Here is a 25,067-nt window from a genome sequence, read left to right on the forward strand (position 1 = left end):
TCCCGCGTATGACGTACTGTCACGGCATGGATCCGCGGGCGGTGTCACGACAATCGGCTGCCCGGTTCGCGCGGCGGTGGTCCCCGGATATCGCGCTGGCGTTGTTCGTCACGGTGGTCCAGGTGCTCAGCGCGAGTATTCCGGTACCGGTCGAGCCGGCCTCCACACCGGTTTCGGGCGTGGGTTACGTCCTGCTCGTCGTGAGCGGAGCGGCCGTGGTCGCGCGGCGCCGCCGGCCTGTCGCGGTTTTCGCGATCACCGGCGTGGCCAGTCTGGTGTATTTCGCCTTCGATTTTCCCGACCGGCTCTCCTATCTCGGGCTCTTCGTCGCCCTGTACACCGTGGCCGCCTACGGCGACGGTCAGCGCTCGCTGCGGATCGCCGGGGCCGGGATCTCGGTACTCGCCGCCGGCTGGTTGATCGCCGGGGCCGACGTGGAACCGGTATCGGCCATCGGCTGGGTGTTCTTCCGGATCGGGGCCGCGGTGATCAGCACGATGCTCGGCGAGTCCGCCCGATCCCGCCAGGTCATGGCGGCCGACGCGCAGCAGCGGGCGGAACTGGCGGAACGCTCCCGCGACGAGGAGGCCCGGGCCCGGGTGGACGCCGAACGGCTGCGTATCGCCCGCGAGGTGCACGACACCGTCGCCCACGCCATCGCCGTCATCAACGTCCAGGCCGGGGTCACCGCGCATGTTCTCGACAAACGTCCGGAACATGCCCGGGAAGCGTTGCACACCATCGAACAGACCAGTTCGCGGGCATTACGCGAAATGCGCGCCATCCTCGGCGTTCTGCGGGACGACGCCGAGCGGGAACCCTCCCCCGGGCTCGACCGGATCCACGAGCTCACCGATAAAGCCCGGCAGGCCGGACTCGATATCTGCGTCGAACAACCCGAACCGGTGTCGTCGCTGCCGAGCGCGGTGGGCAGTGCCGCGTACCGCATCGTGCAGGAGTCGATCACCAATGTGATCCGGCACGTCGGCCCGACCCGGGTGACGGTGGCGCTGCACCCCCGCGTCGATATCCTGCACATCCGGGTGACCGACGAGGGTCGCCGCACCGCGACCCCGGTCCCCGCGCACACCGGCGGGGCGGCCGCTCCCGGCCGCGGGATCATCGGGATGCGGGAACGTTGCCGGCTGCTCGGCGGAGAACTCGAGGCCAAGCCGCGTCCCGGCGGCGGGTTCGAGGTCGTCGCCAGTCTGCCGCTCGTTCCGGCCGGGTCGCGCCTGTGAACCCCGAACCGCCGATCAAGGTACTGCTCGCCGACGACGAACGGCTGGTCCGTTCCGGCTTCAAAGTGCTGCTGGATCTGGAAGACGACATCACCGTAGTCGGGGAAGCCACCGACGGCGCGGAAGCCGTCGAGCTGGCCACGGCCACCCGCCCCGATATCGTCCTCATGGATATCCGCATGCCGAAGCTGGACGGGATACGCGCCACCGGCCGGATCGCCGGAACCGTGGGATTGGAGCGGGTGCGGGTGCTCATCCTCACCACCTACGACACCGACGACAACGTTTTCGAGGCTTTGGAGGCGGGCGCGAGCGGGTTCCTGCTCAAGGACGCGGGCCCCGCCGAACTCCTGCACGCCATCCGGGTGATCGCCGCCGGTGAGGCGCTGCTCGCGCCGCGTATCACTCGCCGCCTCATCGGCCGGTTCACCGCACAGCGCAGGGCCGAGCGTAGCGCCGAGGAGCGGCTCGCGGTTCTGACCGCCCGGGAACGCGAAGTGCTCGCGCTGGTGGGGGAGGGTATGAGCAACGACGAGATCGGGGCGGCGCTGTTCCTCAGTCCGGCCACCGCCCGCACTCACGTCAGCCGGGCCATGGTGAAACTGGGTGCCCGCGACCGCGCGCAGTTGGTGGTGATCGCGTACCGGACCGGGCTGTGCGGCGGGTAGCGCGCGGTTCAGCGGCCGCCCCGGCCGGGCGAGCGCTCACAGGCGTTCGGCTACGACGAAAAGCGTAGCCGGGCCTGATCGGCGTACCCGATTTCGCGTAGCCGGAGCCGACCGCTGCCGGAAGCCGAATATGCCTGGCGCACACCACTATCGACGCATGAACACGATTTCCCGGCAGGTTCGGCTCCCGCTGCCACCACCCCGGCGTCCCGGCGCGGCGCCTATCGCCTCCTCCGGAGGGTGGCGAGTTACTCCGCCACACCGGTCGCGCACGAGCGGAGGGGTGTCGTGAGGGCACGGCTGCTCGCGGCGGCGAGCGCGACCGCGCTGAGCGTCGGTGTGGGCATGGGGGTTACCGCATGTGCGCCCGGCGACCCGGAGGCCACGCTGCCCGACAGCTCCGGCCCGCCGGCGGAACTGCGGTCCGCCCTGAACGGTATCCACCGCGCCGGGATGCCCGGTGTGCACGCCGAGGTGTGGAACGGGGAACAGGTGTGGCGCGGTGCCGCCGGGGTCGCCGATCTGGCGACCGGCAGTCCCATCGACCCCGATATGGTGCACCGGGTCGGCAGTATCACCAAGACGTTCACCGCCGCCGCCGTGATGCAGCAGGTCGAGCAGGGCCGGATCGGGCTCGACGCGCCGATCGGCGACTATCTGCCGCGGCTGGTGCCGGGCGAGCGCGGGGCGAAGATCACGGTCCGGATGCTGCTCAACCACACCAGCGGCCTCGCCGAATACCTTCCCTACGCCTTCCCGTCCCTCGGTGGCTTCCCTTCACCGGCCGGTTTGTCCCCCGAAAGCCTGGAAACCCACCGGTTCACGGAATTCGACCCGGTCGAGCTGATAAGGATGGGTGTCCGAGCCCCCGCGACCGGTGAGCCCGGTAGCCCGGTCGGGGTGTACTCCAATACCAATTACCTTCTCCTGGGCCGGCTGTTGGAGAAGGTGACCGGTACACCGGCCGTGGAGTACATCACCGAGCACGTCATCGACCGCGCCGGGCTCCGGCACACCGCGTTCCCGGACCGGCCGGAGATCGACGGACCGCATCCGCGGATGTACGAGGCGCTGTTCGGATCCATCGACCCGCCGCGCGACTACAGCGTCTACAACATGTCCTGGGTGATGCCGGCCGCGGGCCTGATCTCGACCACGGCGGATCTCAACCGTTTCTTCGGCGAACTGCTCGGCGGCCGGATCGTGAGCCCGTCTTCGCTCGCGCAGATGCAGCGGACCGTGCGGGTGATCGCCATGGACGGACAGACCATCGACTACGGCCTCGGCCTGCACAAGACCGAGATACCGGGCTGCGGAATCTTCTGGGGGCACGACGGCACCGTTTTCGGCGCCGCAGCGATATCGATGACCCGCGCCGACGGTAACCGCCGGCTGTCCGTCGCCATGAACCTGGCCCGGTGGAACGAGCTCGACTCCGCCGGAACACCCCGTCCCCATCCCATCGACGACGCGCTGGCCGCACTGCGCCGGCACGCGCTGTGCGGTAGCTGAAGTATCACGGAAGGCACATCATGCGAGGCAGAATTCCCCTCCGAATGCGCAGCCAGGTACTGATCAACCCACAGCTCGACTGGACCGACAGTGCCTTCGGCTACCCCTCGTTCACCGAGAACGCGGACAGCCCGACCACGTCCCCGGCCCAGTGTCGCGCACTGCCACGCCTGGCGCTGCCCCGATCCTTCGACGCCCGCGCGATTTCCCCGTGGCACCACGAGAACCTCACCGGACTCGCTCCCGCGTTGATCCAATCCGCCGGTCCGGATCCGTTGGAGGACCAGTCCGGGGCCTATGCCGACCGCCTGCGCCGCCGGCCGGCCGGAGCTCCGCGCACGCCGGGCGGCGGAAACCGGTCGGCGGAACCGGTGAAGAAGGCACTGCGGTGACGAGCACCGAGCTCGGCCCGGCGCGAGCATATGCCGCCCCCGCGGCACGGCCCGGCACGGCGGGACCGGGAGTGGCCGATCTGCTCCGCGGTCATCTGGGGAGTTTCGCCGCCGTGGTGGTTACGCAGATCATCGGCGCGGTCGCGGGTCTCGTGCCGTTGCTGGCGGTTGTCGAGCTGGGCCGCGCGCTGCTCGCTCCCGGGCCGGCCGACCACGCGCACCTCCGGCTCGTGGTGCTCGCGGGCACGGCCGGCCTGTTCGTGCGCCTACTGTTCACCGGCGCGTCGTCGGGGCTGGGGCATCTGCTGGATACCCGGGTGCAGCTGTCGTTGCGCCGGGTGGTGGCCGAACGGCTGGGCCGGGTACCGATCGGCTGGTTCTCGCAACGCCGGACCGGTGAACTGGCGAAGGTGGCCGGAGAGGACGTGAGTGCGATGCACCCGTTCATCGCCCACGCTCCCGGCGAGCTCGTCGCGGCCTTCGTGGTGCCGCTGGTGTCGGTGGTCTACCTGTTCACCGTGGATTGGCGGCTCACCCTGATCACCCTGATCCCGGTGGTGCTGGCGGTGGCTCTGGTGCCGCTGATGATGACCCCGGCCCGGCTGCGGGAGCAGCGGGATTTCGATACGGCCATGGGCCGGATCGCCGATGCCGTGGTGGAGTTCGTCCGGGGGATCGCGGTGGTCAAGACCTTCGGTGAATCCGGCCGCGCCCACCGGCAGTTCCGCAGGGCCGCGGATGATTTCGTCGAGATCTTCCTGCGGATGGTGCGCGGTCTCGCCGGAGTGGCCGCCGCGATGCAGGTGGCACTCTCGCCACCGTTCGTGCTGCTGGTGGTGCTGGCCGGCGGCACCGCTCTGCTCACCGGCGGGGGTATGGCCCCGGCGGATCTGCTGCCGTTTCTGCTGCTCGGGCCGGGGTTGACAGCTCCGGTGGCGGCGCTGGGGCACGGTTTCGACGATCTGCAGGCCGCCCGGCGCGCGATGGACCGGATCCGGGACGTCCTCGCGGTGCCGCCGCTGCCGGAACCCGCCCGTCCGGTGGCGCCTCGGGGCCACCGGGTGGAACTGCGCGAGGTCCGGTTCGGCTACGAGGCCGGGCACGAGGTACTGCGTGGGATCGACCTGGTGTTGGAGCCGGGCACGGTCACCGCGCTCATCGGGCCCTCGGGCAGCGGAAAATCCACGCTGGTGCAACTGCTGCCGCGGTTCTTCGACCCCACCTCCGGTTCGGTCGCCCTGGGCGGCGTCGACCTGCGCGAACTGGCCGGCCGCGACCTCTACCGGACGGTTTCCTTCGTGTTCCAGGACGTTCGCCTGCTGCGTGCCTCGGTGGCGGACAATATCGCGCTGGCGGTGCCGGAGGCCGACCGCGGCGACGTGGTGCGCGCCGCCCGGCTGGCGAACGTCCACGACCGGATTCTCGAGCTGCCGCGCGGCTACGACTCGGTGATCGGGGTGGACGCCGGGCTGTCCGGCGGGGAGGCCCAGCGCATCGCGCTCGCCCGCGCACTGCTCGCCGATACCCCGGTGCTGGTGCTCGACGAAGCGACATCCTTCGCCGATCCCCGGACAGAGCAGGCGATACGGCAGACCTTGACGACCTCGGCCGGTGACCGGACGATCCTGGTCATCGCCCATCGCTGGGAGACGGTCGCCGACGCCGACACGGTGGTGGTGCTGGAGAACGGGTCGATCGTCGAACGCGGCAGTCCCGCCGTCTTGCTGACCCGGGACGGGAAGTTCGCCGCCTTCCGGCGGTCCCATGGTGAGTGGAGCGTATCCCGATGATCCGAACGCTTTTGCGTGTGCTGGGCCACGACTACGCCCGGCCGGTGCGCCGCACCATCGCGCTGATGACGACGACCGCGATAGCCGAGGGGTTGTCCTACGCCCTGCTGGTTCCGGTGTTGCGGGCCCTCTTCGGTGATGCTCCCGAGGACGCCCGGCCCTGGCTGCTCGCTTTCGGCGCGGCGGTCGTGGGGTACGCGATCCTGCGCTATCGCAGCGATCGGGCCGGTTTCCGGGTGGGAACCACCCTGCTGCGCGGGGTGTATCACCGGTTGGGCGACCATCTGGCCCGCTTACCCATCGGCTGGTACACGACAGACCGGATCGGGGAGGTTTCGATTCTCGCCGGCCGCGGTGTCCTTCAGGCGATGAGCGTGCTCGCACATCTGCTGGCACCGCTCGTCTCGGCCACCGTGACCCCCTTGACGATCGTCGCGGTGATACTCGTCTTCGATTGGCGGCTGGGCCTGGTCACGCTGGCCGCCGTACCGGTCGCCGTGGTGATCTGGGTCCGGGCGGGCCGCTCGCTGGCCGCGGCCGACGCCGAGCGCCACGCCTGTGAGCAGGAGGCCGCCGGACGGGTCGTCGAATATCTGCGGGCCCAGCCGGTGCTGCGGACCGGCGGCCGGACCGCCGAACGTTTCCGGATGCTCGACGACGCGCTGCGCGGCGTCGAACGCGCCTCCCGCCGGCTGACCCTGTCGACGCTGACCGGTGTGGTGAGCCTGGCGCTCGTGGTGCAGGCGACGTTCACCGCGCTGCTGGCGCTGGGCGCGTATCTGGCGCTCGATGGGCACATCGGCGCGGCGGAGGTGCTGTCCGTGCTGGTGCTGGCGGCCCGCTGCGCGGATCCGCTGCTGTCGCTGACCGATATCGGGGGCCAGGTCCGGGCCGCTCGCTCCGAGTTGGCCCGGCTCGACGCGGTATTGCGTACCGAACCGCTCCCGGAACCGCACGCGCCCATCCGGCCGCAACGCCACGATCTCCGGTTCGAATCCGTGACTTTCGCCCGCGGTGGCCGCACCGTGATCGACGATGTCTCGTTGTCCCTGCCGCAGGGTCGGCGCCTCGCCGTCGTCGGGCCTTCGGGCGCGGGCAAGAGCACTCTGCTGCAGCTGCTCGCGCGGTTCTACGACGTGGACGCGGGCGCGGTGCGGGTGGGTGGCGTGGACGTCCGCGCGATCGACAGCGAATTCCTGATGGGGCAGATCTCCATCGTCTTCCAGGAGGTGCACCTGTTCGACGGCACCATCGAGGAGAACGTACGCCTCGGCCGTCCCGGCGCGACGGACGCCGAGGTGCGCGCGGCGGCGAGCGCGGCGCGACTCGACGAGGTGATCGACCGGCTGCCCGAGGGGTGGGCCACGAATGTCGGGGAGGGCGGCGCCCTGCTCTCCGGCGGTGAGCGGCAGCGGGTCTCCATTGCCCGGGCGCTGCTGAAGGACGCACCGATCGTGCTGCTCGACGAGGTGAGTTCGGCCCTGGATCCAGTGAACGAGGCAGCTGTCCACCAAGGTATCGAGCGATTGATGGCGGGCCGGACGGTGGTGACGGTCGCGCACCGGCTGCGGACCGTCCGCGGCGCCGACCACGTCGTCTTCCTCGACCGCGGCCGGGTCGTGGAGGAGGGCACCCACGACGAACTGCTGCGCCGCGACGGCCGCTACGCGGATTTCTGGAGGATCGCCGCGGTCCCCGGCGCGTGAGCACGACGCGCGGGGCCGCCGGAGGGTGGCCCCGTGTGTCCTCGCGGCGGATCGTGCGCGGCTCAGTCCGGCGGACGCAACGCGGCGGCCAGTGCCGGGTTCACCGCCGTCGACAGCGCTACCAGCGACTCCACCAGTAGTTCGATCAGCTCGGCCCGGGTGACGGGTTCCTCGCGCAACCACGAGAGCGTGGTTTCCTCGGTGAAGGCCACCCAGCCCCGGACGGCGAGGAGCAGCCGGGGCTGTTCGCGTTCCACCTCGGTCAGCGGCACCTGGGTGAGGATGATGTCGACGATCGCGCGCCGGGTCTGTTCCACGAGACCCACCAGCTCCGGGTTGGAGCTGGTGGGTCCCCGGAGCAGTGCCAGGTAGGACGCCCGATTCTCGCTCACGTAGTCGATATAGCGGCCCACCGAATCGCGCAACATATCGAACAGGCTCAGGGCGGGGTCCGGTATCACCCGGGCGAGCAGCTCGGCATTGGCGTGACGGACGACTTCGAGCTGGAAATCCTGCTTGGTGGGGAAGTAGTGGAAGAGCAGCCCCCGGGAGATCCCCGCCTGGGCGGCGATCTCGCTGACGGAGATGTCCTCGATGGCGCGTTCGCCGAGCATCTTGACACCGAGGGTGATCAGCTGCGTCCGCCGCTCGTCCGGGCTCAAGCGGACGCGTTTCGCGGTTTCTCCTGGGCTCGTACGCACGCACCCATCCTACTGAATGCTGTTCAATACTATTGACTCGCACTCAATACAGCCTTACGCTGAGTACATGAGTCGCAAGGTTACAGACAAAGCTGTCGCGAATCGGGCCAGCCGTCATCTGCGCACGATCATCATCGGCAGTGGTTTCGCCGGTCTCGGCCTCGCCATCCGGCTGAGCCAGCAGGGCCGGGACGATTTCCTGGTGCTGGAACGCGGTAGCGATGTCGGCGGCACCTGGCGGGACAACACCTATCCGGGCGCCGCCTGCGATGTGCCCTCGCACCTGTACTCGTACTCCTTCGCGCTGAACCCCGAGTGGTCGCGCTCGTTCTCCCGGCAGGGCGAGATCCAGGCCTACATCAAAGGAGTCGCGGACAGGTACAACGTGCGCGATAAGCACATCTTCGACTGCGATGTCACCAGCGCCCGCTGGAACGGCGCAGCCGCCCGGTGGGAGATCAGTTCCAGCAAGGGCGATTTCACCGCCGATACCGTGGTCTCCGCGGTAGGCGCGCTGTGCGAGCCCAATCTGCCGGATATCAAGGGCATCAACAGCTTCGAAGGCGAGATCTTCCACTCCGCCCGCTGGAACCACGATTCGGACCTCACCGGCAAGCGTGTGGCCGTGATCGGCACCGGCGCCTCCGCCATCCAGATCGTCCCCTCCATCGCCGGCCGGGTCGCGCACCTCGACGTCTACCAGCGCACCGCTCCCTGGCTGCTCCCCCGGCTCGACCGGCCCTACCTGCTGCCGGAACGGCTGGCCTTCAAATACCTTCCCGGTGTACAGCGCCTGTCCCGGGCCGGTATCTACGCCGCCCGCGAAACCCAGGTGGTCGGCCTGGCCAAATTCCCGGCCCTCATGCGCGGCTTCGAGGCGCTGGCCAAAGCCAAACTGCAGTGGGAGATCCGCGACCCCGAACTGCGCGCCAAGGTCACCCCCAACTTCCGGATCGGCTGCAAACGCATGCTGATCTCGAACGACTACTACCCCGCGTTGGACCGCGACAATGTCGACGTGGTCACCGACGGTATCGCCGAGATCCGGGCGAATTCGATCGTCACCAAGGACGGCACCGAGCGGGAAGTCGACGCGATCGTGGTGGCCACCGGCTTCCATGTCACCGATTCGCCGACCTACCAGACCATCTACGGCCGCGACGGCCGCAGTCTGGCCGAGGTGTTCGACGAAATCGGCCAGCAGGGCTACAAAGGTTCGGCCATCGCCAACTACCCGAATATGTTCTTCCTGCTCGGGCCGAATGTCGGGCTCGGGCACACCTCGATGGTGTACATGATCGAATCGCAGATCAACTACATCGCCGATGCCCTGGCGACCTTCGAGCGGGAAGGGTTGCGCACGGTCGAGGTACGCCGGGAGGCGCAGGACGCCTTCAACGCCGATCTGCAGCGCAAACTCGCCAAGAGCGTGTGGAACACCGGCGGCTGCGCCAGCTGGTACCTCGACAAGCACGGGAACAACACCACCCTGTGGCCGGACTTCACATTCGAATTCCGCCGTATCACAAGGAAATTCGATATCGCCGCCTACGATACGACGACCGCGGCGGCCGTCCCCGCCCGTACCGAACCGAAAGTAGTGACCGCACCATGAGCAACGAGGCTTACTTCCGTAACAAGGTCTGCGTCATCACCGGAGCCGGCTCCGGTATCGGCCGGGCACTGGCCGTGAACCTGGCCCGCCGCGGCGCGAAACTGGCCCTCTCCGATATCGATACCGAGGGTCTGGCCGAAACGGTACGCCGCTGCGAAGAGCTGGGTGCCGAGGTGAAATCGGATCGGCTGAACGTGGCCGAGCGCGAAGCCGTCCTGCTGTACGCGGACGCGGTGAAACAGCATTTCGGCGTGGTCCACCAGATCTACAACAACGCCGGTATCGCTCACCACGGCGATGTGGTCAAAACCGATTTCAAAGACATCGAACGCATCATGGATGTCGACTTCTGGGGTGTGGTGAACGGGACCAAGGCGTTCCTGCCCTACCTCCTGGAATCCGGTGACGGCCACGTGGTCAACATCTCCAGTCTCTTCGGGTTGATCGCCGTACCCGGCCAGGCCGCCTACAACTCGGCCAAATTCGCCGTTCGCGGGTTCACCGAGGCGCTGCGCCAGGAAATGCTGGTGGACCGGGCGCCGGTCCGGGTCACCTGTGTCCATCCCGGCGGTATCAAGACCGCGGTCGCCCGCAACGCCACCTATTCCGACGATATCGACGGCGCGGAAGCCAGTTCGATGTTCGACCGGTATCTCGCCATCCACAGCCCGGAGATGGCGGCGGAGACCATCGTCGACGGCGTCCGCAAGGGCCGCGGCCGGGTACTGATCGGCTGGGAGGCCAAACTGCTGGACCTGTTCGTCCGGACCGCCGCCTCCGGCTACCAGCGCCTGGCGGTGGCCGTCGAACGCCGTTTCCTGCCCTGACCACCCCCGGAGAAAGAGCACAATGCGAGATATCGCGCTGCCGCTGCCGTTGGCGCGGGCGGTTCTGGGTTCGATGTACCGGGTGGCCCTGCACTCCCGGCTGCCGTGGCGGGTCCAGCGGGCCCTGATAGATATCGGCTCCGTACTCCAGCCGGTGCCGCCGGGGGTCCGGGTCGAGAAGATCCGGCTGGGCGGGCGACCGGCCGAGCGGCTGTCTCCGCGCTCCGGCGCCACGGGCGAACCCGCCGCGGTGCTGTACCTGCACGGCGGCGGCTACGCCGTGGGATCGCTGGCCACCCACCGGTCGTTGAACGGCCGGCTCGCCGCCGGGACCGGGCTGCCGGTGTACGCGATCGATTACCGGCTGGCCCCCGAACACCCCTATCCGGCGGCGCTGGACGATGCCGAGGCCGCCTTCCGTGAGCTGGTCACCGCCCACGGCTACCCGCCGGAGCGGATCGCGATCGCCGGCGATTCGGCCGGTGGCGGCCTGGCCCTGGCTCTGGCGCAGCGGCTGATCGCCCGGCACCGGTACATACCGGCCGCGCTCGGCCTCATCGCCCCCTGGGTCGATCCCAACCAGCTCTCCGAGCGTCCCCGCGACCTGGTGGTCAACGCACCGTGGTCGCGGGCCTGCGCGGCGGCCTACCTGGGTGACGGCGATCCCGCCGACCCCGGCTACGCCCCGCTGCACGGAGTGCTGGCCGGGCTGCCCCCGGTCTACGTACAGGCCGATACCGCCGAACTGCTGCATCCGCAGTGCGTCGAGCTGACCGCCGCGCTGCGGGCGGCCGGCGTGAGCGTGGAGTTCACCGAGAGCCGCGGGCTCTGGCATGTCGCCCAGCTCCAGGCCGCCCTCGTCGGCCCGGCGGCCGTCGCCCTGACCGAAATGGCCGAATTCATCCGGCAAGCGATCGATCAGCTACCGGCACGCGGCATAGGATGAAAGTCTGTTCGGGACGCGTTCACCCTGGCCACGGCGTGCACTCCCTGGGCGTTCACGGGTGGCCCGCGCCGCCGGGCAATGCGGTGGCGTAAATTACCGACCAGTAAGCAAACAGGGAAAGGCAATGATGCGCGAGTTCGAAGCCCCGGCTTCCTACACCATCCCCGAGGACGCGAACAACTCCGACAACGTGTTCCGGCACGCGAAGGAATCACCCGGCGCCGTGGTCTACAACGTTCCCGACGGCCGGGGCGGCTGGCGAGACGTGCGGGCCGCGGAGTTCGCGAAAGCGGTCACCGATGTCGCCAAGGGCCTCATCGCCACCGGAATCGAACTGGGCGACCGGGTCGCCATCATGTCCGCTACCCGCTACGAATGGAATCTGCTCGATTTCGCCATCTGGGCGGCGGGCGGCTGCACCGTCGCCATCTACGACAGCTCCTCCGCCGAGCAGGCGCGCTGGATCCTGCAGGATTCGGGCACCCGCCTGCTCGTACTGGAAAACGACAAGCACCGCGGCGTCATCGACGAGATCGAGCCCACCGAACTGCCGGACCTACGCGAAACCCTGCAGATCGATGCGGGCGCGATCGACACCCTGATCGAGCGCGGCGCCGAACTCGACGACCAGGTCGTCCACGATCGGCGGGCCCAGGTCGACGCGGCTTCCCCGGCCACGCTGATCTACACCTCCGGTACCACGGGCCGCCCCAAGGGCGTCATGCTCACCCACGCCAACCTGTACGCCGAATCCCGCTCCGACCGGATCGCGCTGGCCTCCTACCTCACGCCCGGCAAGAAAACGCTCATGTTCCTGCCGCTGGCGCACGTCTTCGCCCGCGCGGTGGGACTGGCCGCCTTCGACGCCAAGGTCACTGTCGCGCACACCGCGGACTGGAGCACCCTGGTGCAGCAGTTCGCCGAGCACCGGCCGGACTTCGTGCTCTCCGTGCCACGTGTCTTCGAGAAGGTCTACAACGCGGCCAAGCAGAAGGCGCACGACGAGGGTAAGGGCAAGATCTTCGACGCCGCCGCGGCCACTGCCATCCAGTACAGCGAAGCGCTCGAAAAGGGCAAACCAGGCCTGGTACTGCGGGCCAAACGTGCCCTCTTCGACAAACTCGTCTACGGGAAACTGCGCGCCGCCCTCGGCGGCAACTGCCAGGCCGCGGTCTCCGGCGGCGGGCCGCTGGGCGCCCGCCTCGGGCATTTCTTCCGCGGTATCGGCGTCACCATCTACGAGGGCTACGGCCTGACCGAGAGCACCGCCGCCGTCTCGGTGAACACACCGGAACACATCCGGGTGGGCACGGTCGGCCGGCCGATCGAGGGACACGCCGCCAAAATCGCCGAGGACGGGGAGCTGCTGCTGCGCGGTTCGGTGATCTTCGACGGCTACTGGGGCAATACCGAAGCCACCGCGGACGCCTTCGCGGACGGCTGGTTCAAGACCGGCGATCTGGGCTCCATCGATGCCGACGGTTACATCACCATCACCGGCCGCAAAAAGGAAATCCTGGTGACCGCCGGCGGTAAGAACGTCTCCCCCGCCCTGATGGAAGACGAACTGCGGGCTCATCCGCTGATCAGCCAGGTGATGGTGGTGGGCGACGGCAAACCGTTCATCGGGGCGTTGATCACCCTCGATCCGGAGGCGCTGCCCGGCTGGAAGGAACGCAACGGCGTAGCGGCCGAGGTCGGTATCGAGAAACTCGTCGAACACCCGGACCTGGTCGCCGAGGTGGAAGCCGCGATCGCAGAAACCAACCGCAAGGTTTCCAAAGCCGAGCAGATCAAGAAGATCAATATCCTCACCGTGGACTGGACCCAGGAAACCGGCGAGCTGACCCCGAAGATGTCGCTCAGACGGGCCGTGGTGATGAAGCAGTACGCCGACGAGGTGGAGAAGATCTACAACTGATCCACAACGCGCCGCGGCCCCGGTGAGCGTACGCCCACCGGGGCCGCGGTGTACCCGGCCGGCTACCGGGTGAGCGATTCCGTCTTCACCGTCTCCGTACCGGTCTCGGCCGCGGAACCCGCCGCACCGTTGCGGATGAACAGGGCCGAGGTGAGCGCGCCGATCAGCAGCAGAGCGGCCGGCAGATAGGTGGACTGGCTCAGCGCGGTACTGAAAGCCTCCCGCACCGACTCGGGTACCGGCCCGGCACCCATACCCTCGCCCGCCGGAGCGCCGCCCAGCCCCTCGGCGCTCATCCGGGCCGCCACCAGTGCGCCGATCGCGGCACTCCCCAGCACCGAGCCCACCTGCCGGGTCGTGTTGTACACCCCGGCACCCGCACCGGCCTGATGCATCGGCAGATCGTGGGTGGCGGTGGTCGCCAGTGGCGCCCAGATGAAGGAGTTGGACAGACCGGCCACCGCACCGGCCACCACGAACCAGGCGATATCGGCCTGCGGATCACGCATCACCAGCGCGAACCCGGCGATCGACGCCGAGAAGAGCAGGAAGCCGGCGGTCGGGATCACCCGCGGATGCCAACGCCCGGACAATGCGCCGATCACCGGCGCGGCCACCCCGGTGACGATCGCCATCGGCGCCAACACCAGCGCGGACCCCGTGGGTGTCATCCCGTGCACGGCCTGCAGATAGAAATAGATCGGCACCATGACCGCCGTGGTCGCCGCCCCCATACTGGCGATGCCCAGATTCGACAGCGAGAAATTGCGATTCCCGAACAGTTCCAGCGGGAGCAGCGGTTCACCCGATTCCCGCGCCTGGGTCACCACGAACACCGCCAGCATCGCGAGCCCGGCCACGATCATCGCCCAGATCCGCGCCGACCAATCGCCGGCGTTGCCCTCCTGGATGCCGAAGACCAGGAGAAACATCCCCGCCGCGCTCAGCACCACCCCGAGCAGATCGAATTTGTGCTCATGGGTCGGCAAGGCCGGCACCAGCCATACCGCCAGGGCGAAAGCGAGCACCCCGACCGGCACGTTGACGATGAAGATCCATTCCCAGCCGAGGCCGTCCACCAGCACGCCGCCCAGAATCGGCCCCACCAGGGTCGCCAGCCCCGCGACAGCACCCCACAATCCCATGGCCGCGCCCCGGCCCTCCGGCGGGAAGATCCGGGTGATCACCGCCATGGTCTGCGGGGTCATGAGCGCGGCACCCAGGCCCTGAACCGCCCGGGCGGCGATCAGCGTCTCGATATCGCCGGACAGACCGCACCACAGCGAGGCCAGCGTGAAGACCGTGAGACCGACCAGATAGATGTTCTTCGGCCCGAACCGATCGCCCAACCGGCCGGTGATCAGCAGCGGCACCGCGTAGGTGAGCAGATAGGCACTGGTCACCCAGATCACCTGAGAGATATCGGCCCGCAGATCCGTCATGATCGCCGGATTCGCGACCGCCACGATCGTCACGTCGAGCAGGATCATGAAGAATCCGACGACGAGCGCGGCCAGCGCGAGCCACGGGTTACGTTGATTGCGCATAATTCCGTTCCTGTCCGAGCGGCGCCCGCTGCGCCGTTCGTGGATACGCCGGGTGCGCCGCGCGATCGCATCCCGGCGGCTGTCGGCCCGCCGAATACGTGCGCTCGCCGAACCGGGGCAGCTTCCTACCGTGGTCACTCCGGACTACCGGTTACGACATCACCGCTCCGGCCAACATTCCGGGCATATCGGACCGATTGTCGCACTGCTAGAGGCCGTGGGCGTCCAACCAGGTACGGGCCAGTTCCGCCGGATCGGCGGACTCGTCCCGCACCCGCAGCACCAACGCGCACAGTTCGTCGGTGGTGAGTTCCCCGGCCACATAGTTCAACTTCTCCGCCTGCCGCTCTCCGAGCAGCCCTTTACGCACCAGTGCGAGCGGATTCTGCGCGCGGATCGCGTCCCCGGAATCGGCCAGCACCATCGCGCCATCGGTACCGCCCGGCAGGAATTCGACGGGTCCCCCGAGCACCGCCACCTGGATCCGCCCCTCCATCAGCGCGGCCCGCAACTCCCCGGGACTCGGGAAGACCTGCGTCGTCGCGAACTCACATCCGGCGATCCCACCGGCCGCCGCGGGAAGGTCCAGCAGTCCCGGCACCGCGGCGGTCCCCGCGACCAGCCCCGGGCACAGCTCCACCAACTGTTCGACCGTTTCGACACCTCGCTCCTGCGCGAAAGCGGTCGTGACCAGCACACGGGGCTCGAAATCGGTACCGTCGGCGGGATCGGAGACGATCATGCCCTGCGGTAGCGACCCATTGAGTTCCTCGGTCACCTCGTCGATCGTCTCGGCCACGGCACCCTCGTTCGATTCGGCGAGCAACGCTCCATTGTGGTCGGCGGCGAGGGTCACCGTCCCCGCGTCCAACGCGGCGAAAACGTCGGCCCGATCTCCGAGCCCGGGTTCCACCCGCACCGCCGCCCCCGTCCGCGCCAGCGCCTGCGCATAGATTTCGGCCAGCACCCGCGACTGCGCCGAATCCTGCGCTCCCACTACGAGTGGCTCGTCCGTGCCAGCCCCGCAGGACGCAGCCAGCAGGGCGAGCATCGGCACCAGCGCCCGGCCCAGGAGACGCAACATCGCGCAGAACACCCACTTTCCTACCGAACCACATGATCCCCGAGCTGATCTTATTGCCGGATCGTCGCGCAGCGAGCAACCCGGGCGTGGACTACGGCCCGCTCGGTCAGGTCGCGCGGGGACGCATCGACACCCAAGAGATCGCCCTCCACCGGGAGGACATGTGCCGGGTCGCGGTGTCGATTCACACATGTGAGGTCTCCGCGCACGACGTCACCCGCATGATTTCCCGAGACGGGAACCCAACCCCGTTGGGATTGGCCATCGCGCGCACTATGGGCGGATCTTCGCAACCCTGCACATCCTGCGTCTGGTCGATGACGAACCGTATCGGCGGGAAGGCAAAATCCAAGCCGTAATCGTCGACTTCGAGGACGCGCTCGATACCGGTTTCTGTTGCGGTCTGCTATACGCTGTCATCCGATAACGTCCCACCCTGCGGCGCGGATTCCACGGTTATCGTTCGATCCGCGGGTATTCCTTCCCGAAACTGCATTCGCGCCTCCGTCAGGATCGGCTCATCGCGCGACCACACTTGTGCTTCGATGTATCGCCCATTGTGAACTGCGTCGAGGTAATTTCGGTGTTCTCCGTCGAAGTCGATCGAAGTGTCCGCATCCACACCATGGATGACGCGCGGTACGAGCCCCTCAGGAGTATTGGAGGCAGGCGTTCCCGCCACTATCTGGTAGTTGAAGAAGCTGTCCTCGACCGTGAACGTCAGGCGCTCGGCAGGGATCGAGTCGGCGGGAATTCGAATTACGACAGATCCTTCGGGGGGCGAATATGTGCCTTGCTCGCTCACAAGCTTGAAGTAAAGTGGGCTGTCGGCGGTCGGATTTCCTTTCTCCGCGGCGTGTGATCGCAGCCAGGCTTCGGCTTGCTTGCGGGTGTCCACGTAATCAGCGCCTTCAATCCTCTTTCCCATCTTGTGCGCGATCTCGGCCGCTTCATTATGGGGCAGGTCCATGATTGATGTGAAAGGGTCGAGCGAGTCTGCCGGTACCTTTCTTTCCAACCACAGTCCACGAAGTGGATGTGGCCGGGATCCGAAACCTACTCCGCTCTCGATGCTCTCGACGTTGCCGGTGTGGTGTCCGGACGATCTGCTCGACCGCTCGGGAGAATATCGACCATCGTGCCTGTCTTCGCCGGGGCGTGATGACCGTTCCACCTCACGCGCGCTCGCCGCGATCTGCTTCCCACCATGCTCAGCGGCGCCTTCGGACCTGCGCATCGCGGTGCGGAGCCCAGCAGCGTCGCCCTTGTACCCAGCGGGCAGATGAGTGCCAACCCGGCGACTGAGCAGTTCGTCCAAGTCATCCCGCAACCGCCTCAACAGCACCTTCAGTTCATCAGAATAGGAACCCTTCACCGCAGACAGCCCCGGTCGGCGCACAGCCGAAGTTCGAGCGGGGATCTCCTCTCCTGGATCACTGCCGCCGCAACCGGCGCACGGCGGGGTCGCTGTTCGCTCGATAACGGCGCAGTCCCTCGTCGGGCACCCGCGCGTATTCGGCAAGGCTGCGCACCGAGGTATGTCCCGACAGCTTCATCGACACGGGCGTCGACGCACCCTCCTCCGCGGCGTGCGTCAAAAGCGAATGCCGCAGTCGGTGCAGCGTGTACGGTCCACCGTCGTAGCGGGCATCCGTTCCCAGGATCTGCCCAACCAGGTCCCTGCTCGACGCCTTACTGGCATCCGGCCGCGCGGGCCGCGCCCGCAACCACACTGACTGATCACCGACCAACCAGCCCTGCGCCCGCCGATACCCGCACGCCGACGCCAGCGCCGCCAACCGGATGTTGAACGTCTTCGCCGATTTCCCGCCCCACACGAACGTGAACCCACCACTGACCCGATCCGGATACCGAACAAGCAGCGCCACATCGGTATCCGTCCCGAAGTCGGTGACGAGGCGGTCCAACGCCGCCGCGTACGTCGCACGCGTGTTACGCACCGTGATCGTCGCCGAGTAGGTCCGCGCCGCATCCGCCGGCCGCACACCACTCGCCTGCATCGGCAGCCGTCGAACCCGCCCCAATCTGCCGCCTCCCAGTACTACCGCACATAGGTTCCCGAGTCGCCCCGCTCGAGCGGTGCATCGAGCCAGGACGACCCCGAGTTACCGCATATAGTATGCGGCTATCTGCGGTAACTCCTCAGCGCCTGATCGGGCGGATTTATTACTCGGCCCCACCCTACGGTCTTTTACCCGGGAGCTCCGGTCTCGGGAACAGGTGGTCCGCATCCCGGCGTAACCACACAGCGCCGAGGCTTGCGAGGCCCGCAAAGGGTGAGCCCGCGGGCCGCAGGCGCCGCCGAAAACTACAGCCCCCGGCCTTGGTGTGGCCGGAGGCTGTAGTTGCGGTTACCGCCCGGGTAAGGCGGAACGTTCTATCAGGCGACGCCTTCCGCGCGGGCGGTAGCGGCGACCGCTTCGGCGACCGCCGGGGCGACCCGGGGATCCAGCGGGCTCGGCACGATCTTGTCGGCGTGGAGTTCGTCGGCGACCACGCTGAGGATCGCGTCGGCGGCGGCGATCTTCATACCTTCGGTGATCCGCCGGGCGCCCGCGTCGAGGGCACCCTTGAACACACCGGGGAAGGCCAGCACATTGTTGATCTGGTTCGGGAAGTCACTGCGCCCGGTGGCGACGATCGCGGCGTATTTGCGGGCCACGTCCGGGTGGATTTCCGGATCGGGGTTGGACATGGCGAACACGATCGCTTCCGGTGCCATCGAGGCGATGAGCTCTTCGGCGACGGTGCCCGCGGACAGACCCAGGAAGACATCGGCGCCGGCGAGGGCGTCGGCGGCGGAGCCGGTGAGGCCGCGCGGGTTGGTGCGCTGGGCCAGTTCGGTCTTCACCGGGTTCAGATCGGTGCGATCGCGGCTGACGATACCTTTGGAGTCCAGCACGGTCACATCGGCGACACCGGCGGCGAGCAGGATGTTCGTGCAGGCGACACCGGCGGCACCGGCGCCGGAGACGACGACCTTCAGGCCCGAGGTGGCCCGGCCCTGCACACGAGCGGCGCCGTTGAGCGCGGCCAGCACCACGATGGCGGTGCCGTGCTGATCATCGTGCATCACCGGGCAGTCCAGGGCTTCCACGACCCGCTTCTCGATCTCGAAGCAGCGGGGGGCGGAGATGTCCTCCAGGTTCACCGCACCGAAGCTGGGCCGCAGCCGGACCAGCGTTTCGACGATCTCGTCGACATCCTTGGTGTCCAGCACGAGCGGGATGGAGTCCAGTCCGGCGAATTTCTTGAAAAGAGCCGATTTGCCCTCCATGACCGGCAGGGAGGCGCGAGGACCGATATCGCCGAGGCCGAGCACCGCGGAGCCGTCGCTGACCACCACGACCAGGCGGTCGGTCCAGGTGTAGCGCTTGGCGAGTTTTTCGTCGTCGGCGATGGCGCGGCTCACCTGCGCCACGCCGGGAGTGTAGGCGATCGAAAGGTCACGCTGGGTCTCCAGCGGCGCGCTGAGCTCTACCGAGAGCTTGCCGCCTAGGTGACCCGCGAAGATCTCCTCGTGAGTGATCGCCGAGAGGTCCTCGGCCTCATCCTTGCTGGCGGTGGCATTCGGTGCGTCAGTCACAGAGGACACGATTTCACTCCTACTGGTTGCGGTCGTAACCGGTGGACGGTTACCGCCGGGTATTTGGTGTTATCTGCGTCATATCGTTCATCGGTGGCGCGACCAGGACGTTTCCCGGCCGCGTCGGCATCCGGAGCGCCCGGGGGCACCGGGTACGGGCGATGGTCGACGGCACCGATTCGGGTAGCGATGATCCGGATGGAACCCGGACGGGTTGGTCCGGCAGAACTCGACAGGCGCCCGACTCCGGCCGCGACGGTGCGTCGTATGGCGGTGGGCGCCGAATATCCCCGACCCGGCGGTGGCAACGATCGGGAATCCGCAACATTGTGCCAGGTCCCTGCTCGTAAGCCAAACCGGGTCGTGTCTTGCGCATATCGGACACCACCGGCTCAGCGTAGGCGGTGAGCATTACCTTCCCGTAAGCGGAAACTCGCGCCCGGCCGGCACGCGGGGTGAGAGAGCTCCGCGGCACGATCCGCCGGTGTGAAAACTCGCGGCCCGGTCAGCACCACCACTGGGTCCAGAGCAGGGTCGCGCCGGCGCCGAGCACCACCACCGCCACCGCGAGCGACCTACCGCCGCGCCTGCGATCCGAATATACCTGCGCCACAACGGCTGTCGCCGCGACGGCGATATGCCAGGCCACCGATTCGGCGCCCGGTCCCGGGAAACCGCGCCGGTCGCCGATCACCGCCGCGCCCACCACCACCAGCGCCAGCAGCACGAGCCCGGCCGCGGCGGTACCACTGATCCCGCGCACCAGCCTCATGACGCGAGTACCGGTACACCGGTGGCCCGGCCGGCCAGCTTCTCGAACTGCGCCGGGTCGGTGGTGCACGCGCCCGCGGCGATGGTTTTGTTGGCGCCGTGGTAGTCCGAGGATCCGGTCGCCAGCAGGCCGTATTCCGTGGCGAGGTCGCGCAGCACCGCGCGGTCGGCCGCGCTGTGGTCCGGGTGATCGACCTCCAATCCGCCGAGCCCCAGCGGCACCAGGTCCGGGATCACCGCCAGGTCCAGTAGCCTGCCGCGGCTGCGCGCCCGCCCGTGCGCGAGAACACTCACCCCGCCCGCGGCGGCGATCATTTCCACGGCCCGGCGCAGCGGTGTATCGGCTTTTTCCACGTAGTAGCGGCCGTGGGCGGAGAGGAGATCGGCGAAGGCGGCGTCCACGGTCGGCACCACACCGGCCTGCACCAGCGCACGCGCCAGATGCGGCCGGCCCGCGGCGGGCCCGGCGGCGGCGAGTACGGCGTCCGGATCCACCGGTAGACCGTCGGCGGCCATCCGGACCGCCATGGCCCGTAATCGCTGCACCCGTTCGGCGCGCAATCGCTCGCGTTCGGCGGCGAAACCGGTGTCGGCCGGGTCGAACAGATAGGCCAGCAGGTGCACCGAGACCGGCCTCCCGTCGACACCGCGACCGGTGCACGACATCTCCATCCCGCGCACGAGGGTCAGCTCGGCGGGTCGGGCCGCGGCGGCTTCGGCCCAGCCGGCGGTGGTGTCGTGATCGGTGATCGCGACCACATCCAGTCCGGCCGCGGCCGCCTTACGCACCAATTCGGCCGGGGTATCGGTGCCGTCGGAAGCGGTGGAATGGGTATGCAGGTCGATGCGCACACTGTCCAGTCTGTCAGTGCGCAGGCCGGACGCCACCGGGGTGGGCCGGAAGTACGCGACGACCAGCGGCCGAAGCCGGGGCGCTACGACGCCACCCCGGTGATGGTGATGCGCACGGTCACCTACCGGGAACACGAACCGCACAGCATCAGCGAAATCGTCGAAGCCGTCCATCAATGCGGACGTGAGGGGGGAATCGCGCAGGGCGGTGGATCCGCTGGTGTTGTCCCACCGCAACGACCGGCCCCGAACTACAGCGAGGCCGCGCCGCGGCCGGGATCCATGACGTCGATCCCCGCCTCGGCCCAGGCCTCGCGCAACGCCTGCGCCCCGCGTACCCGCACCCAGGCCGCCTCCGTGGCCGTCACCGGGGCCACGGTGAAATACCGCACCGGCTCGGCGGGCTCGGCTAATTCGATCTCCGGAATATCGGCGGAACCCAGCAGCACCGCGGTGAACGGCGCGCCCTGCCAGAGCGGCTCGCCCAGATCCAGCAGCGCGTCCGCCTGCAGCACAACACCTTCGACCGCCGGCGACGCGGCCAGCACGCCCAGCGAACGAGCCACCCCGGCCCCGGCACCGCCCCCGGCGCGCAAGGAGAGCACCAGCTCCGCCCGCGGGCCCCGCACCGGATCACTGTGCAGCGCGGCCGGATCACCCATCGGATGCCGGGAACCCCCGACGGTCGCGTAGTGGACCACACCGTCCCCCGGGATACGCAGGATCTCGATGGGCTCCAAGCCGAGGAAGGTCACCGACGCCGTATCCACCGCCACGGGATCCACTCCGAAGAACCGGGTCACCCCCGCTCGCACGCGTTCGACGACGTTCATCCGCTAGATGGCCAGCCGGGCGAGCATATCGCGCGCCTGTTCGGCCGTTTTCGGATCGCACAACACGTCGTAACGCCCGGCCACCAGTTGCATTGTGGAGGCGAAATCGCGTTGGCCACGGGTGGCGGCGTACGGGATCGTGGTGGAGATCACCCCGAAGATGATGCCGCCCACCAGGCCCACCACCAGCGGACCTGCCATTCCATTGGTGGTGAACAGGCTCAGCAGCAACCCCAGGAACAAACCGAGCCAGGCCCCCGACACCACACCCCCACCGATCACCTTGCCCCAGTTCAACCGGTAGAGCACCCGCTCGACCTGCATCAGATCGACGCCGACGATGGTCACGTTCTGCACGGGGAACTGGTTGTCCGCCAGATAGTCCACCGCACGCTGCGCCTCGGCATAGGTCGGGTACGAACCGACCGGCCACCCCGAAGGGGGGGTGGGCAGCCCCTGTCTACCGCGATTCGCGTTCCCGAGAGGGTTCGTCATGTATTCATTGTGCCGCCTCGGGCGGCACGGGGTCGCAACCCCCTCGATCCCGCACCCGGCCCGCGCCGGACTCGGTTCGGACCGATACGGTGGTGTTGTGGAACGCGGCGATCCACCATTTCCCATCCCGTTCGACCATGACGATCGTGCCGTGATTACCGAATGCCCGATCCGAGGTCGTCGTGTCCTGCCGGACGTGAACCACGGCCACATCGGAGCCCAGCTTGTTCACGGAGAGAATCGACATAGCGGTCGACCAGTCCACGACCGCATCGGCCAGGCGTTCTGTGTGGTACGCGAACAGGTCCTCCCACCCACGGACCATCCGCCCGTCGGGGGCGACGAGAACCGCGTCGGCAGCGAACCGGGCATCGAGGACTTCCGCGTCTTTGCGGTTGAAACCTTCCACGATTCCGGTGATGAGTTCCTGGAACTGCTCGGTATCGGTTTCCTCGGTCACAGCGCTGAACGCACTGGGTCGTTCGGACATCTTCACTCCATTCGTGGTGAGTTCCGGGTGGGCAGCGGTGCCAAGGCATCGGCCCAGGCGATGATCTGGTCGAGCATGCGTTGCAGAACGGGCTCGTGATGCTCCGCTGGTGCGAAGTCGACACCATCGATGAAGTCTGTGAACACCGATAAGGCGACCTGATCACGTACATCGGCGATATGCAGTTCCGCCATTGCCGATCGCAACTGCTCGACGGCCCTGGTGGCACCGAGCAGGCCGTAGCCGACGAAGCCCGCGGATTTGTTCCGCCACTCGTCGTACAAGAAGTCGATCGCGTTCGTCAGCGCACCCGGGATCGCGTGGTACCGGCTCATCGAGAAGCGGCAGTTCGTAGTCGGCCAAGTCGAGGAGGTCGACAGTGGCATCGGTCCGCCGAGACGCCAGCTCGTGCACCCATTCGGCGACCATCGGCCCTCGCCGGCCCGGCCGGGTGCTTCCGATGATTACGGCTATGCGGGTCATGGCATATCCCTTCCGAGTCGCGGGACGATATCGATTTATCGTTGGAATTCCAACGATAACAAATACTCGTTGGATCTCCAACGAATGTGCTAGCTTTCCTGCGTGGACGAGCCGACACCGGACCCGGCGCCCTACCCCCCGGCGCGATTGCAGGGATTGACATCGTGGCTGCTGAACCATGCCGCCGCGCGAGCCAAGCGTGAAGTCACCGCGCAGGCAGACCACCGCCCGGGCGTGCGGATGCGATACGCCATCCTCGCCGGCCTCACCGAATACGGCCCGCTCGGTCAGGCCGAGCTGTGCCGCAGACTGGGAATCGATCGCGGCGATGCCGTATCGGCGCTCAACAGCATGGAACGCGAGGGCCTCACCCGCCGCATCCCCGACCCGGCGGACGGCCGACGCAATATCGTCGAAATCACCTCGACAGGCACCGAGGTCCTGCTCGAACTCGATACCGTCGTCACCGCGGCCCAGGACGAACTACTACGCAACCTGACCGAACACGAACAAGCCCAACTCAACGCACTGCTGCGGAGACTGATCGGCCTCCCTACAGCAGACCTGAACTGATGCGCCCACCACGACGCAGAGACCGTGGTGAACGGCACGAAGTAAGACGTCCTCTAGGCCGGCGGGGTGAAACTACTCGTCCGGGTCATCTTGGCGGCGCGGCCCTTTTCCGCGATCACGGTCGCCATTTTCGCGCTGGCCTCGTCGATCATCTCATCGCCCAGCATCACCGCGCCGCGGGCGCCACCGGCTTCGGAGGTGTGATAGGCGTAGGCATCGAGAATGAGTTCGGCGCGGTCGTAATCGGATTGCCGAGGGCTGAAGATCTCGTTGGCGGCATCGACCTGGCTCGGATGCAATACCCATTTGCCGTCGAAACCCAGGGCGGCGGTGCGACCGGCGGCCCGCCGGAAACCCTCGAGATCGCGGACCTGGAGATAGGGGCCGTCTATCGCTTGCAGACCGTGGGCGCGGGCGGTGAGCAGAATGGTCATCAAGATGTGGTGGTAGGCGTCACCGGTGTCGTAGCCCTCCGGCTGTTCCCCGACCACCAGCGTGCGCATATTGATACTGGCCATGAAATCGGCGGGGCCGAAGACCAGCGTCTGCACCCGGGGGCTGGCGGTGGCGATCTCGTCGATATTGCGCAACCCCAGCGCGTTCTCGATCTGCGGTTCGATCCCGATCCCGCCCGGTTCCAGCCCGTTCGCCCGCTCCAGCTGACCGAGCAGCAGGTCCAGCGCCCGCACCTGTCCCGCGTCGGTCACCTTGGGTAGCAGGATTGCGTCGAGCGCGGTACCCGCGCCGTCGACCACCGAGATCACATCGGCGTAGGTCCACTGGGTGGTCCAGTCGTTGACGCGCACCACACGCAACTGCTCGCCCCAGCCGGAATCGTTGAGGGCGGCCACGATAGTGGCGCGAGCGGCGGCCTTGGCGCCGGGAGCCACCGCATCCTCCAGATCGAGGAAGACCTCGTCGACCGGTAGCCCCTTGGCCTTGGCGATCATCTTCGGGTTGCTGCCCGGCACGGCAAGCACGGAACGGCGCGGCTTCATCAACACTCCTGTGGT

The 25,067-nt window shown here is 67.8% G+C and carries 24 protein-coding genes and 1 pseudogene; 12 read left to right on the forward strand and 13 right to left on the reverse strand.

Annotated features, from left to right (window positions below; translation table 11 throughout):
• Window positions 1-26 precede the first annotated feature (26 nt).
• The 6 genes from ACYR7D_RS01305 to ACYR7D_RS01330 all read left to right on the forward strand — a co-directional run bounded on the left by ACYR7D_RS01305 (window position 27) and on the right by ACYR7D_RS01330 (window position 7,309).
• Window positions 27-1,241, forward strand: a complete 1,215-nt coding sequence (locus ACYR7D_RS01305) for a sensor histidine kinase (protein ID WP_459547808.1) — start codon at window positions 27-29, stop codon at window positions 1,239-1,241.
• Complete coding sequence (locus ACYR7D_RS01310; RefSeq protein ID WP_459547809.1) at window positions 1,238-1,909, forward strand: response regulator; 672 nt, start codon at window positions 1,238-1,240, stop codon at window positions 1,907-1,909. Before ACYR7D_RS01305 ends, ACYR7D_RS01310 begins: the two co-directional genes overlap by 4 nt.
• 288 nt (window positions 1,910-2,197) lie before the next feature.
• Window positions 2,198-3,421 carry a serine hydrolase domain-containing protein gene (locus tag ACYR7D_RS01315; RefSeq protein WP_459547810.1) on the forward strand — a complete coding sequence of 408 codons (1,224 nt, stop codon included), beginning with the start codon at window positions 2,198-2,200 and terminating at the stop codon, window positions 3,419-3,421.
• Window positions 3,422-3,465: 44 nt separating this feature from the next.
• Window positions 3,466-3,813, forward strand: a complete 348-nt coding sequence (locus ACYR7D_RS01320; protein ID WP_459547811.1) for an alpha/beta hydrolase fold domain-containing protein — start codon at window positions 3,466-3,468, stop codon at window positions 3,811-3,813.
• Window positions 3,810-5,603: an ABC transporter ATP-binding protein gene (locus ACYR7D_RS01325; protein ID WP_459547812.1), complete on the forward strand. Its 1,794-nt coding sequence runs from the start codon at window positions 3,810-3,812 to the stop codon at window positions 5,601-5,603. The genes ACYR7D_RS01320 and ACYR7D_RS01325 overlap by 4 nt, the downstream gene beginning before the upstream one ends.
• Window positions 5,600-7,309: an ABC transporter ATP-binding protein gene (locus ACYR7D_RS01330; RefSeq protein ID WP_459547813.1), complete on the forward strand. Its 1,710-nt coding sequence runs from the start codon at window positions 5,600-5,602 to the stop codon at window positions 7,307-7,309. The genes ACYR7D_RS01325 and ACYR7D_RS01330 overlap by 4 nt, the downstream gene beginning before the upstream one ends.
• Window positions 7,310-7,371: 62 nt before the next feature.
• Here ACYR7D_RS01330 and ACYR7D_RS01335 read toward each other — a convergent pair whose 3' ends face one another.
• Window positions 7,372-8,010: a TetR/AcrR family transcriptional regulator gene (locus tag ACYR7D_RS01335; RefSeq protein ID WP_459547814.1), complete on the reverse strand. Its 639-nt coding sequence runs from the start codon at window positions 8,008-8,010 to the stop codon at window positions 7,372-7,374.
• Window positions 8,011-8,077: 67 nt separating this feature from the next.
• On the opposite strand from ACYR7D_RS01335, the gene ACYR7D_RS01340 reads away from it, so the two are divergent.
• From ACYR7D_RS01340 to ACYR7D_RS01355, 4 genes are all read left to right on the forward strand, one after another.
• Window positions 8,078-9,625, forward strand: a complete 1,548-nt coding sequence (locus ACYR7D_RS01340) for a flavin-containing monooxygenase (RefSeq protein WP_459547815.1) — start codon at window positions 8,078-8,080, stop codon at window positions 9,623-9,625.
• Window positions 9,622-10,452 carry an SDR family NAD(P)-dependent oxidoreductase gene (locus ACYR7D_RS01345; RefSeq protein WP_459547816.1) on the forward strand — a complete coding sequence of 277 codons (831 nt, stop codon included), beginning with the start codon at window positions 9,622-9,624 and terminating at the stop codon, window positions 10,450-10,452. The genes ACYR7D_RS01340 and ACYR7D_RS01345 overlap by 4 nt, the downstream gene beginning before the upstream one ends.
• 22 nt (window positions 10,453-10,474) lie before the next feature.
• Window positions 10,475-11,398 (forward strand): alpha/beta hydrolase, encoded by a 924-nt coding sequence (locus tag ACYR7D_RS01350; protein ID WP_459547817.1) that lies wholly within the window; start codon window positions 10,475-10,477, stop codon window positions 11,396-11,398.
• Window positions 11,399-11,525: 127 nt separating this feature from the next.
• Window positions 11,526-13,319: an AMP-dependent synthetase/ligase gene (locus ACYR7D_RS01355; protein ID WP_459549959.1), complete on the forward strand. Its 1,794-nt coding sequence runs from the start codon at window positions 11,526-11,528 to the stop codon at window positions 13,317-13,319.
• 62 nt (window positions 13,320-13,381) lie between these two features.
• Here the strand turns inward: ACYR7D_RS01355 and ACYR7D_RS01360 are convergent, their stop codons facing one another.
• Both ACYR7D_RS01360 and ACYR7D_RS01365 read right to left on the reverse strand, forming a co-directional pair.
• Window positions 13,382-14,866, reverse strand: coding sequence for a DHA2 family efflux MFS transporter permease subunit (locus tag ACYR7D_RS01360; protein ID WP_459547818.1), 1,485 nt, complete (start codon window positions 14,864-14,866; stop codon window positions 13,382-13,384).
• A gap of 208 nt (window positions 14,867-15,074) precedes the next feature.
• Window positions 15,075-15,962 (reverse strand): glycine betaine ABC transporter substrate-binding protein, encoded by an 888-nt coding sequence (locus ACYR7D_RS01365; RefSeq protein ID WP_459547819.1) that lies wholly within the window; start codon window positions 15,960-15,962, stop codon window positions 15,075-15,077.
• Window positions 15,963-15,982: 20 nt separating this feature from the next.
• Here ACYR7D_RS01365 and ACYR7D_RS01370 point away from each other — a divergent pair, with 20 nt between their 5' ends.
• Complete coding sequence (locus ACYR7D_RS01370; RefSeq protein WP_459547820.1) at window positions 15,983-16,309, forward strand: Tn3 family transposase; 327 nt, start codon at window positions 15,983-15,985, stop codon at window positions 16,307-16,309.
• Between the two features lie 47 nt (window positions 16,310-16,356).
• Here ACYR7D_RS01370 and ACYR7D_RS01375 read toward each other — a convergent pair whose 3' ends face one another.
• The 9 genes and pseudogenes from ACYR7D_RS01375 to ACYR7D_RS01415 all read right to left on the reverse strand — a co-directional run bounded on the left by ACYR7D_RS01375 (window position 16,357) and on the right by ACYR7D_RS01415 (window position 23,661).
• Window positions 16,357-16,920, reverse strand: coding sequence for a hypothetical protein (locus ACYR7D_RS01375; protein ID WP_459547821.1), 564 nt, complete (start codon window positions 16,918-16,920; stop codon window positions 16,357-16,359).
• A 463-nt stretch (window positions 16,921-17,383) separates the two neighbouring features.
• Complete coding sequence (locus ACYR7D_RS01380; RefSeq protein WP_459547822.1) at window positions 17,384-17,956, reverse strand: tyrosine-type recombinase/integrase; 573 nt, start codon at window positions 17,954-17,956, stop codon at window positions 17,384-17,386.
• A gap of 395 nt (window positions 17,957-18,351) precedes the next feature.
• Window positions 18,352-19,557: an NAD(P)-dependent malic enzyme gene (locus ACYR7D_RS01385; RefSeq protein ID WP_459549960.1), complete on the reverse strand. Its 1,206-nt coding sequence runs from the start codon at window positions 19,555-19,557 to the stop codon at window positions 18,352-18,354.
• 505 nt (window positions 19,558-20,062) lie between these two features.
• A complete protein-coding gene (locus tag ACYR7D_RS01390; protein WP_459547823.1) occupies window positions 20,063-20,329 on the reverse strand; it encodes a hypothetical protein in 267 nt (88 codons plus the stop codon).
• The gene (locus ACYR7D_RS01395; RefSeq protein WP_459549961.1) at window positions 20,326-21,180 is read right to left on the reverse strand and encodes a PHP domain-containing protein; all 855 of its coding nucleotides are present in this window, start codon (window positions 21,178-21,180) and stop codon (window positions 20,326-20,328) included. The genes ACYR7D_RS01390 and ACYR7D_RS01395 overlap by 4 nt, the downstream gene beginning before the upstream one ends.
• A gap of 251 nt (window positions 21,181-21,431) precedes the next feature.
• Entirely contained in the window at window positions 21,432-22,013 is a 582-nt protein-coding gene (locus ACYR7D_RS01400; RefSeq protein ID WP_459547824.1) for a suppressor of fused domain protein, read from the reverse strand.
• Window positions 22,014-22,016: 3 nt separating this feature from the next.
• Window positions 22,017-22,508, reverse strand: coding sequence for a YflT domain-containing protein (locus ACYR7D_RS01405; RefSeq protein ID WP_459547825.1), 492 nt, complete (start codon window positions 22,506-22,508; stop codon window positions 22,017-22,019).
• 4 nt (window positions 22,509-22,512) lie between these two features.
• Window positions 22,513-22,998 (reverse strand): YybH family protein, encoded by a 486-nt coding sequence (locus ACYR7D_RS01410; protein WP_459547826.1) that lies wholly within the window; start codon window positions 22,996-22,998, stop codon window positions 22,513-22,515.
• A 2-nt stretch (window positions 22,999-23,000) separates the two neighbouring features.
• Window positions 23,001-23,661: pseudogene (locus ACYR7D_RS01415) on the reverse strand (NADPH-dependent FMN reductase).
• Between ACYR7D_RS01415 and ACYR7D_RS01420 the strand changes: the two are divergent.
• Window positions 23,584-24,054, forward strand: a complete 471-nt coding sequence (locus ACYR7D_RS01420; protein WP_459547827.1) for a MarR family winged helix-turn-helix transcriptional regulator — start codon at window positions 23,584-23,586, stop codon at window positions 24,052-24,054. The pseudogene ACYR7D_RS01415 and the gene ACYR7D_RS01420 sit on opposite strands and share 78 nt — an antisense overlap.
• A gap of 53 nt (window positions 24,055-24,107) precedes the next feature.
• Here the strand turns inward: ACYR7D_RS01420 and ACYR7D_RS01425 are convergent, their stop codons facing one another.
• Window positions 24,108-25,052, reverse strand: a complete 945-nt coding sequence (locus ACYR7D_RS01425) for an HpcH/HpaI aldolase/citrate lyase family protein (protein WP_459547828.1) — start codon at window positions 25,050-25,052, stop codon at window positions 24,108-24,110.
• Window positions 25,053-25,067: the final 15 nt, after the last annotated feature.

The organism is Nocardia sp. X0981, from assembly GCF_977089955.1.